The following is an 11178-nucleotide window of genomic DNA, read 5'->3' as shown; positions in this document are numbered from 1 at the left end:
ATGGAACTCACTGCAGCACAACGCATCGCCCAACGTTTCGTCGGCCTCCCCGTGGAGCAGCGCCAGCAGATCCTGGAAAAGATGCAGGCCAGCGGCCAGAGCTTCCGCCTGCTGCCCATCGTGCCCGCACGCCAGGGTTTGGCGCGCATCCCGCTGTCGTATGCCCAGCAGCGCCTGCTGTTCCTCTGGCAGCTGGAGCCTGACAGCCCGGCCTACAACGTGCCGATGGCGGTGCGCCTCAAAGGTGCGCTGGACCAGGTGGTGCTCCAGCAGGCGCTGGATGCACTGGTGCAACGGCACGAGTCTCTGCGCACGCGCTTCGCCTCGGACGAAGGCGAATTTCATCAGGAAATCCTCGACCACTGCCCGCTGCCACTGGAGCTGGCGGTGTTCGACGGTGCCGACGATGAGGCCTCGCTGGGCGCGGCGGTGGACGCCGTACTCAAGCGGCCGTTCGACCTGCTGACTGGGCCGCTGCTGCGGGTAACGCTGCTCCGCGTGGGTGACGAGGAGCATGTGTTGGTGCTGAGCATGCACCACATCATTTCTGACGGTTGGTCGAGCGATGTGCTGGTGCAGGAGTTCATCCAGCTGTATACCGCCCTGGCCGAAGGCCGTCAGGCGCAGTTGCCGGCCCTGCCAATCCAGTACGCCGACTACGCCATCTGGCAGCGTGCCTGGCTGGAAGCCGGCGAGGCACAGCGACAGCTGGAATATTGGCAGACACAGCTGGGCGATGAGCAGCCGGTGCTTAGCCTGCCACTGGACTTCGAGCGCCCGGCCACGCCAAGCCAGCGCGGCGCGGTGGTGCGCGTGGACATTGCCGGCGAACAGGCCGAAGCCCTGCGCAACCAGGCCCGCAAGGGTGGCCATACGTTGTTCGTGCTGGTGCTGGCGGCCATGGCGGTGGTGCTGTCGCGTTACAGCGGCCAGGCCGATATCCGCATCGGCGCGCCGAACGCCGGGCGCAACCGCAAGGAGCTGGAAGGCCTGATCGGCTTCTTCATCAACACCCAGGTGCTGCGTGTGCAGGTGGACGAGCGCGCCACCTTTGCCGCGCTGCTGGAGCAGGTCAAGGACGTGATCGGCGGCGCACAGTCGCACCAGGAACTGCCGTTCGAGCATCTGGTGGATGCCTTGCTGCCGGAGCGCAACCTGGCCCACAACCCGCTGTTCCAGTTCAAGATCAACCAGCACGTGGCCGCCAGCGACACCGAGCGCAAGCGGCTAGGTACGCTGGAGGTGGAGGGCTTTGCCCGTGACGGTGGCGACGCGCGCTTTGACCTGGCGTTCGATTTTTCCGACAAGGCCGAAGGCATCGAGGGCTACTTCACCTACGCAACTGACCTGTTCGAGCAGGCCACCATCGAGCGTATGGCTGGCTCTTTGCGCCATGTGCTGGGAGCGCTGACCCGCGACCTGCAGCAGGTAATCGTCGACTGCCCAGAGCTTGTGGCTGTGCTGCCGGCTGCTGTGCAGTCTTATCCGCAGGGTGACATTCTTGCGTTGTGGCGCCAGGCCATAGCCCAAGGCCAGGCCCACGGCGGCGTGCGAGCCGGTGAGCGGTTCATGACCCAGGCCGGGCTGGAGGCAGCGTCCAATCGCCTGGCCAGCTTCCTGCGCCAGCGCGGTGTGGGTGCTGGCAGCATCGTAGCCCTGTGCCTGCCGCGTTCCATCGAGTGGGTCAGCGCCTTGCTCGCGGTGCTCAAGAGCGGTGCGGCTTACCTGCCGCTGGACGGCCAGCAACCGCAGGAGCGCCTGCAACAACTGATTGCTGACAGTGGTGCGTCAGTGCTGTTGCACGAACCCGGTGATGATCGTTTCACCGACCTGCAAGGCGTGCAGGTGATTGCCTGCGAGCACGCCGCCTGGGCAACCTGCAGCGACAGCCCGGTCGAGGTGGCAATCGCGCCTGAGCAGCCGGCTTACCTGATCTACACCTCTGGTTCGACCGGCCAGCCGAAAGGCGTGGTGGTGAGCCACGGCGCGCTGGCCAGCTACACCCAGGCCGTGCTGGAGCGCCTGCAACTGCCGGGTTCGGCCAGCATGGCAATGGTGTCCACTCCCGCAGCCGACCTGGGCCATACCGTGCTATTCGGCGCTCTGGCGTCCGGCCGCTTGCTGCACCTGTTGCCGCAAGAGCTGGCATTCGACCCGGATGGCTTCGCCAGCTACATGGCGCAGCATCAGGTTGGCGTGTTGAAGCTGGTTCCGAGCCACTTGCAAGGTTTGCTGCAAGCAGCCCGCGCCGCCGATGTACTGCCTGTCGAGGCGCTGATCCTGGGCGGTGAGGCATGTAGCTGGGGCCTGCTGGAAAAAGTCCGGGAGCTTCGCCCGGGTTGCCGGGTAATCAACCACTACGGCCCGACCGAAACCACGGTCGGTGTGCTTACCTTCGAACCCGCCCAGCCTGTGCCAGGCTGCCGTACGGTGCCGGTCGGTCGCCCACTGGGCAATGCCTGCGCCCAGGTGTTGGATGGCTACCTCAACCCACTGGCGGCACAGGTGCCCGGTGAGCTGTACCTGGGCGGGCAGGGCGTTGCCCAGGGCTACCTGGGCCAGCCCGCGCTGACCGCCGAGCGCTTCGTGCCGGCCGAGAACGGTTTGCGCCTGTATCGCACGGGTGACCGTGCACGGTTGACGGCCGATGGCCTGGTCGAGTTCATTGGCCGTGCCGACGACCAGGTGAAAATCCGCGGTTACCGCGTGGAGCCGGGGGAAGTCGGCCGGGTATTGGCCGGCCTGCCTGAAGTCAACGACGCCGTGGTGTTGGCACTGCCGCTGGAAGGTGATGCCGAGCGCCTGCAACTGGTGGCCTACGCAGTGGTCGATGCTGGCGTGACGACGCAGCAGTTGCAGGCGCAACTGCAAGCACGCCTGCCGGAATATATGGTGCCGGCACAGATGCTGTTGCTGGAGCGCCTGCCGCTGACCGCCAACGGCAAGCTAGACAAACGCGCGCTGCCGGTACCCGGCGCGGTCAGCCGTGGCTACGTGGCGCCGGAAGGTGAGATCGAAGAGAAACTGGCCGCCGTGTGGGCCGATGTACTGAAGCTGGAGCAGGTTGGTAGCAGCGACAACTTCTTCGAGCTGGGCGGCGATTCCATCCTCAGCCTGCAGATCATCGCCCGGGCCAAGCGCCAGGGTATCAAGATCACTCCCAAGCAACTGTTCGAGCAACAGACCATCGCCCAATTGGCCCAGGTGGCCAAGCGCATCGAGGCCAAACAGCCGGTAGTTGCAGCTGCAGCCGTGGACACCGCCATCAGCGGCGAGGCCGCGCTGCTGCCCGCCCAGGTACGCTTCTTCGAAATGGATATTGCCCAGCCTTCGCACTGGAACCAATCCGTACTGCTCAAACCGGCCAGCCCGGTACAGATGCAGGCACTGGAAGCCGCCCTTCGCGCCGTGGTTGAACACCACGATGCCCTGCGCCTGCGTTTCACCCAAGACAACGGCCAGTGGCAAGCCCGCTTCCAGCCACTGGACAATGCGCCGCTGCTGCGCCAGCACACGTTGGCCTCGCTGGGCGAACTGGACGCTGCCGGCAACGGTGTGCAGGCCAGCCTGAACCTGGAGCAAGGGGCGTTGCTGCGCGCCGAACTGTTCGACTTCCCCGACGGCCAGCAGCGCCTGCTGCTGGTGGTTCACCACCTGGTGGTGGACGGTGTGTCGTGGCGCGTCCTCCTGGAAGACTTGCAGGAGGCCTACCAGCAATTGCTGAACGGCCAGGCCGTGAGCCTGCCCGCCAAGACCAGCCCGGTGAATACCTGGGCCGAGCGCCTTGCCGCCCACGCCAGTAGCCCGGCCTTGCACGCACAGCAAGGCTACTGGCAGCAGGTGCTGGCCGGCGACAACGCAGAACTTGCGCGTGACAACCCGCAGGGCAGCCTGGACAACACCCATGCCCGCACCGCCGCCACGCGACTGGATGCCGAGCGTACCGCCAAGCTGCTGAAGCAGGCCCCAGCCGCCTACCGCACGCAGATCAACGACCTGCTGCTGACTGCACTGGCGCGCACGCTGTGCCAGTGGAGTGCCCAGGACAACGTACTGGTGCAACTGGAAGGCCATGGCCGCGAAGACCTGTTCGACGACCTCGACCTCAGCCGCACCGTGGGCTGGTTCACCAGTCTGTTCCCGGTGCGCCTTGCCCCTGGCCACGACCTTGGCCAATCGATCAAGCGGGTGAAGGAGCAGTTGCGCGCAATACCGGACAAAGGCATCGGCTATGGTCTGCTGCGCTACCTTGGCGCCCCCGAGGTGCGTGAGCAACTGGCGAGCGCCGCCCAGCCCCGTGTCACCTTCAACTACCTGGGCCAGTTTGACGCCAGCTTCGATAGCGAAGCCAGCGCACTGTTCACCCCAAGCAGTGAGGCGGCAGGCCGCACCCAATGTGCTGGAGCGCAGTTGGGTAACTGGCTGAGCATCACTGGCCAGGTGTACGGCGGCGAACTGTTCCTGGAATGGACCTACAGCGCCGACGTTCACCACCCGGCCACCATCGAGCACCTGGCCCATGCCTACGGGCAGGCCCTGACGGAACTGGTCGAGCATTGCTGCAATGCCCAACACCAAGGTGTGACGCCATCTGACTTCCCGCTGGCCGCGCTGACCCAGGCGCAACTGGACAGCCTGCCGTTGGCCGCCGGGCAGATCGCCGATGTGTACCCGCTGTCGCCCATGCAGCAGGGCATGCTGTTCCACACCCTGTACGACCAGCAGGCCGGCAACTACATCAACCAGCTGCGCGTGGACGTGCACGGGCTGGATGTGCAGCGCTTCAAGCAGGCCTGGCAGGCCACGCTCGATGCCCACGACATCCTGCGTACCGGCTTCCTCATGCAGGGCGAACTGAAGCAGGCGGTGCAGGTGGTACGCAAGGCGGTCGAGCTGCCATTCAGCGAGCACGACTGGCGCGGCCAGCCGGCGCTGGAGCAGGCCTTGCAGGCGTTGGCCGAAGGCGAGCGCCAGCGTGGCTTTGACCTGGCCGCAGCGCCATTGCTGCGCCTGGTACTGGTACGCACGGGCGATGACAGCTACCAGCTAATCTACACCAACCACCATATCCTCATGGACGGCTGGAGCACCTCGCGCCTGCTGGGTGAAGTGCTGCAACGCTATGCTGGCGTGGCGCCACAGGCGCAGGCCACTCATTACCGTGACTACATCGCCTGGCTGCAAAACCAGGACGCAGCGGTGGCAGAAGCCTTCTGGAAGGCCCAACTGGCTAGCCTCGATGAGCCGACCCGCCTGGCCCAGGCCATCGCCGGCAGCGCAGGCGTTGCTGGCACGGGCTACGGTGACCACCGGCTGGCCTTCGACCGCGAGCAGACCGCGCGCATCGAAGCCTTCGCCCGGGCCAACCGGGTCACGGTCAATACCCTGGTGCAATCGGCCTGGCTGCTGCTGTTGCAGCGCTGCACCGGCCAGGCCAGCGTGTGCTTCGGCGCCACGGTCGCCGGCCGCCCGGCAGACCTGCCCGGCGTGGAAGAGCAGATCGGCCTGTTCATCAATACCCTGCCAGTAATCGGCGCACCTCGTGCCGAGCAGACCGTGGCCGAGTGGATCGGCCAGGTGCAGGCCGGCAACCTGGCCGTGCGCGAGTTCGAGCACACGCCGCTGTACGACGTGCAGCGCTGGGCGGGGCAGGGCGGTGACGCGCTGTTCGACAGCATCCTGGTGTTCGAGAACTACCCGGTGTCCGAGGCGCTGCAACAAGGCGCCCCCGGTGGCCTGCGCTTTGGCGAGGTGGTCGTGCAGGAGCAGACCAACTACCCGCTGACCTTGGTAGTAGAGCTGGGTGCGACCCTGTCGATGCAGTACAGCCATGACCGTGCGTTGTGGAGCGACGAGACCATTGGCCGTTTGGCGGGTTACTTCACCAACCTGCTTCAGGCGCTAACCGATCGTGCTGATGCCGTTATTGGTGAACTGCCAATGCTGGCCCAGCCCGAACAGCAACTGATGGTCGAAGGCTGGAACCACACGCAAGCGGCCTATCCGAACGAGCGCAGCATTCATTCGTTGATCGAAGCTCAGGTGTTCGCCACCCCGGACGCTCCGGCACTGGTGTTTGGCGAGCAGACCCTGAGCTATGTCGAGCTCAACCGCCGTGCCAACCAGCTGGCGCACAAGCTGCGCGGACTGGGCGTTGGCCCGGATGCGTTGGTGGGCATCGCCATGGAGCGCAGCCTGGAGATGGTCATCGGCCTGCTGGGCATCGTCAAAGCTGGTGGCGCCTACGTGCCGCTGGACCCGGAATACCCGCAGGACCGCCTGGCCTACATGTTTGAAGACAGCGGTATCGCCTTGCTGCTGACCCAGTCGCACCTGCGTGACAACCTGCCGATTCCGGCCGACCTGCGCAGCCTGGACCTGGATGTCGAAGACCTCAGCGGCTTCAGCGACGCCAACCCGGCCGTCGATGTGGCGCCGCTGAACCTCGCCTACGTGATCTACACCTCCGGTTCCACCGGCCGCCCGAAAGGCGCCGGCAACAGCCACCAGGCGCTGGTCAACCGCCTGTGGTGGATGCAGAAGGCCTACGGCCTGGACGCCAGCGACAGCGTGCTGCAGAAAACCCCGTTCAGCTTCGACGTGTCGGTGTGGGAATTCTTCTGGCCGCTGATGACCGGCGCGCGTTTGGTCGTGGCTCAGCCAGGGGCGCACCGAGACCCGCAACTGCTGGTGGACACCATCAACCACCATGGCATCAGCACCCTGCACTTTGTGCCATCGATGTTGCAGGCGTTCATGACCCACGAAGCGGTCGAAAGCTGCACCAGCCTCAAGCGCGTGGTGTGCAGCGGTGAAGCACTGCCGGCCGAGCTGGCGCGTCAAACCCTGCAACGCCTGCCGGCAGCGGGCCTGTACAACCTGTACGGCCCGACCGAAGCGGCCATCGACGTGACCCACTGGACCTGCCAGCCGGACGAAAGCATCAGCGTGCCGATCGGCCAGCCAATCGACAACCTGAAAACCCACATTCTCGAAGGCAGCCTGCAACCGGCCGTGCGCGGGGGTGCCGGTGAGCTGTACCTCGGTGGCGTCGGTCTGGCTCGCGGCTACCACCAGCGCCCATCGCTGACTGCCGAACGCTTCGTGCCGGACCCGTTCAGTGATAACGGCGGGCGCCTGTACCGCACCGGCGACCTGGCGCGCTACCGTGCCGATGGCGTGATCGACTACGCCGGGCGTATCGACCACCAGGTGAAAATCCGCGGCCTGCGCATCGAGCTAGGCGAGATCGAAGCGCGCCTGCTGGAGCTGCCGAGCGTGCAGGAAGCGGTGGTGCTGGCGCAGGACGGATCGAGCGGCAAGCAGTTGGTGGGCTATGTGGTGCCTGTCGACAACACGCAAGATGAAAGCGCGCTGCGCGACAGCCTGCGCGAAGCGCTCAAGGCCGGGTTGCCGGACTACATGGTGCCGGCTCACTTGTTGCTGCTCGACAAATTGCCCGTGACACCGAACGGCAAGCTCGACCGCAAGGCCCTGCCACAGCCGGATGCCAGCCAGTTGCAGGGTGAATACGTTGCCCCGCAAAGCGAGCTGGAACAGCAGATCGCGGCGATCTGGGCGGATGTGCTGAAGCTGGAGAGGGTTGGGCTGAGCGACAACTTCTTCCAGCTCGGTGGGCATTCGCTGTTGGCAACACAAGCGGTTGCGCGCCTGCAGATGGAGCTGGGGACGGACACGCCACTGGCCTTGGTTTTCCAGACCGACAACCTTCGGGACTATGCCGCAGCAATTGGCGAGGCAACCGCTGACAACACGGCCGACCTGGATGAGTTCCACGACTTCATGAATGAGCTTGAGGCAGTTTGAGATGAGCACCGATAACCGCAACACCGACCTTGTTCACCGCTTCATTCGGCTGCCACTCGAACAGCGCAAGCTGTTTCTGGAAAAGCTGGCTTCCAAGGGCAGCAGCCTGGCTCAGCTGCCCATACCGCCGGTACGCGGCGACTTCGAGCAGTTGCCGCTTTCCTATGCCCAACAGCGCCAGTGGTTCCTCTGGAAACTGGACCCTGGCAGCGCGGTGTACAACATTTCTTCGGCCCTGCGGTTCAAAGGCACCCTGGATAGGGTAGCCCTGCAGCATGCCTTCGATAGCCTGATGTCCCGGCACGAGGCGCTGCGTACTACCTTCCGCCAACGGGGGGAGCAGGTGGAGCAAGTAGTTCACCCACAGCTTGCCCTGTTGGTTGCTCACCAACACCTTAGCGATCAGGGCGAGGATGCGCTACGCCAGCAGGTAGAACGCGTAGCCCGTGAGGGCTTCGACCTGGAGCTGGGGCCGTTGCTGCGGGTGAAACTGCTGGAGCTGGATGCACACGAACACGTGCTTGTGCTCAGCCTGCATCACATCATTGCAGACGGCTGGTCCATGTCCCTGATGGTGGAGGAGCTGGTGCGGCTGTACGCGGCCCACTGCACAGGCAACGATGCACAGCTGCCGATACTGCCCATTCAGTACGCCGACTACGCCATCTGGCAGCGTAGCTGGATGGAAGCCGGTGAGCAGGCGCGGCAATTGGCTTACTGGACGGAACAACTGGGCGGCGAGGACCCGGTGTTGGAGTTACCAATGGACCGTCCGCGGCCAACGGTCAGCAGCCTCAAAGGGGCGCGGCTGACCATTGACCTGCAACAGGCGCAGGCCACTGCGCTCAAACAGTTTGCCCAGCAGCAGGGCGTGACCCTGTTCATGCTGCTGCTGGCCAGTTTTCAGGTGCTGCTGCACCGCTATTCGGGGCAGGCCGATATTCGTGTCGGCGTACCTGTGGCCAACCGCAACCGTGTAGAAACCGAGCACCTTATAGGTTTGTTCGTGAACACTCAGGTGATGCGGGCCGAGTTCGACGTGCAGATGACCTTCACCGAGTTCCTCGCCCAGGTCAAACAACGGGTGGTCGCGGCCCAGGCCCATCAAGACTTGCCGTTCGAGCAACTTGTAGAGGCCTTGCAGCCCGAGCGCAGCCTTAACCACAGCCCGCTGTTCCAGGTGATGTACAACCATCAGACCCAGACCAAAGGCGAGGGCTTCAGCCTGCCTGGGCTGGAGGTAGGCGCGGTGGCCTGGGACAACCACACGGCCAAGTTCGACCTCACCCTGGAAACCTTCGAGCATGAAGCGGGTATCGGTGCCGCGTTGATCTACGCCACCGACCTGTTCGATGCATCAACCGCTGGCACCATGGCACGTCATTGGCAAAACCTGCTGGCGGCCATCATCGCTCAGCCTGCCCAGCGTATCGCAGACCTGGCCCTGCTGGACGACACTGAGCACCAGCAGATAGTCAAAGGCTGGAACGCGACCCAGGCCAGCTACCCGGATAGCCGCTGCATTCATCAGCTGTTCGAGGCGCAGGTGGCGAAAACCCCGGATGCCCCGGCACTGATTTTTGGCGAGCAGACCCTGAGTTATGGCGCTCTCAACCGCCGGGCTAACCAACTGGCGCACAAACTGCGCGAACAGGGCGTCGGGCCGGATGTGTTGGTGGGCATCGCCATGCAGCGCAGCCTGGAGATGGTTGTCGGGCTGCTGGGCATTCTCAAGGCGGGTGGCGCCTATGTACCGTTGGATCCGGAGTACCCGCAGGATCGCGTGGAATACATGCTCGAAGACAGCCAGGCAATCCTGTTGCTGTCGGAAACCCGCCTGATCTCGCGCATGCCTGGGCAGTTCCAGTCTCGTACGTTACTGCTCGACCAGTTGACGCTGGACGATTACCCCGACACCGACCTGGCCTGTACGACCACCGACCGCAACCTTATCTATTGCATCTACACCTCAGGCTCCACGGGTAAGCCGAAGGGTGTACAGATCGAGCACCGCAGCGTGGCGGCCTTGATTGGCTGGTCGCTGTCGGTGTACAGCCAGGCAGACCTGAGTGGCGTGCTGTTCTCCACCTCGATCTGTTTCGACTTGTCGGTATGGGAGTTGTTCGTCACCTTGTCGGCAGGTGGTTATGCGGTGCTGGCTGCCAATGCCCTGGAGCTGCCAACCCTGGCTGCCAAAGACCGGGTGAGGTTGGTGAATACCGTGCCCTCGGCCATCAAGCAGTTGTGTGAGGCTGGCAGCATTCCGCCTTCGGTAAAAACCATCAATCTTTGCGGTGAAGCGCTGAAACAGTCGATTGTCGACGAGCTGTATCGGTTGGAGCATGTGAGCGATGTATATGACTTGTATGGCCCGTCCGAAGACACCACGTATTCCACTCGCACGCTGAGGGTTGCCGGTGGCAAGGCCAACATTGGCCGCCCCCTTGACAACAGTGCGGCCTACGTACTGAGCGGCGCCCTTCAACCTGTACCTGTGGGTGCAGTCGGCGAGTTGTATCTGGCTGGTGCCGGGTTGGCCCGGGGCTACCTGAAGCGTGCAGGCCTTAGCGCCGAGCGCTTTATCCCCAACCCCTTCGACGAGCAGGGCGGGCGCATCTACCGAACGGGTGACCTGGCGCGCTATCGCCCTGATGGTGTGCTGGAGTATGTCGGCCGTGTGGATCATCAGGTGAAGGTTCGCGGTTTCCGGATTGAACTGGGTGAGATTGAGGTGCGTCTGCAGCAGGAGGCTGTGCGCGAGGCCGTGGTCATGGCCGTCGATGGCCCCGCTGGGCAACATCTCGTGGCCTATGTAGTACCTGCCGATACCCGTGTGATGGACGAGGCGGCTGCGCAAAATGCACTGCGAGACGACCTGCGGGCTGCACTGCGCAAGAACCTGCCGGAGTACATGGTGCCTCCCTACTTGTTGTTGCTGGACAAGCTGCCGCTGACCCCAAACGGCAAGCTGGACCGCAAGGCGCTGCCGCGCCCGGACGCAGCTCAGCTGGAAGAGGTGTATGTGGCACCGCGCACACCCCTTCAACAGCAGGTGGCCGCCATTTGGGCCGAGGTGCTGAAAATTGAACGGGTTGGCATGAACGACAACTTCTTCCTCCTCGGCGGGCATTCGCTGATCGCGACTCAGGTCACCAGCCGGGTCCAGGAACAGGCCGGGCTGCCGGTCAACCTGAAAGCGTTGTTCGAAAACCCAGTGTTCGGTGACTACTGCGCGCAGCTGGAGCAACTGACGCCACAGGCAGACCCCGTTCAGAACGAACTGGCTAAATCCCTGGAGGCCTTGAAACGTCTATCTACGGAGGAAATTGAAAAGCTGGTTTCTTAGGAGAT

Annotated in this window: 2 protein-coding genes; both read left to right on the top strand. The window is 64.0% G+C overall.

Annotated elements, in window-relative coordinates; all coding sequences use genetic code 11:
• Positions 1-7827 carry an amino acid adenylation domain-containing protein gene (locus WF331_RS01600; RefSeq protein ID WP_340622594.1) on the top strand — a complete coding sequence of 2609 codons (7827 nt, stop codon included), beginning with the start codon at positions 1-3 and terminating at the stop codon, positions 7825-7827.
• A 1-nt stretch (position 7828) separates the two neighbouring features.
• Positions 7829-11173, top strand: a complete 3345-nt coding sequence (locus WF331_RS01595; protein ID WP_340622593.1) for an amino acid adenylation domain-containing protein — start codon at positions 7829-7831, stop codon at positions 11171-11173.
• Positions 11174-11178 lie beyond the last annotated feature (5 nt).

Source organism: Pseudomonas sp. YNh, assembly GCF_037993085.1.
Lineage (GTDB): Bacteria > Pseudomonadota > Gammaproteobacteria > Pseudomonadales > Pseudomonadaceae > Aquipseudomonas > Aquipseudomonas putida.
This window is presented reverse-complemented; position numbering and strand designations above follow the sequence as displayed.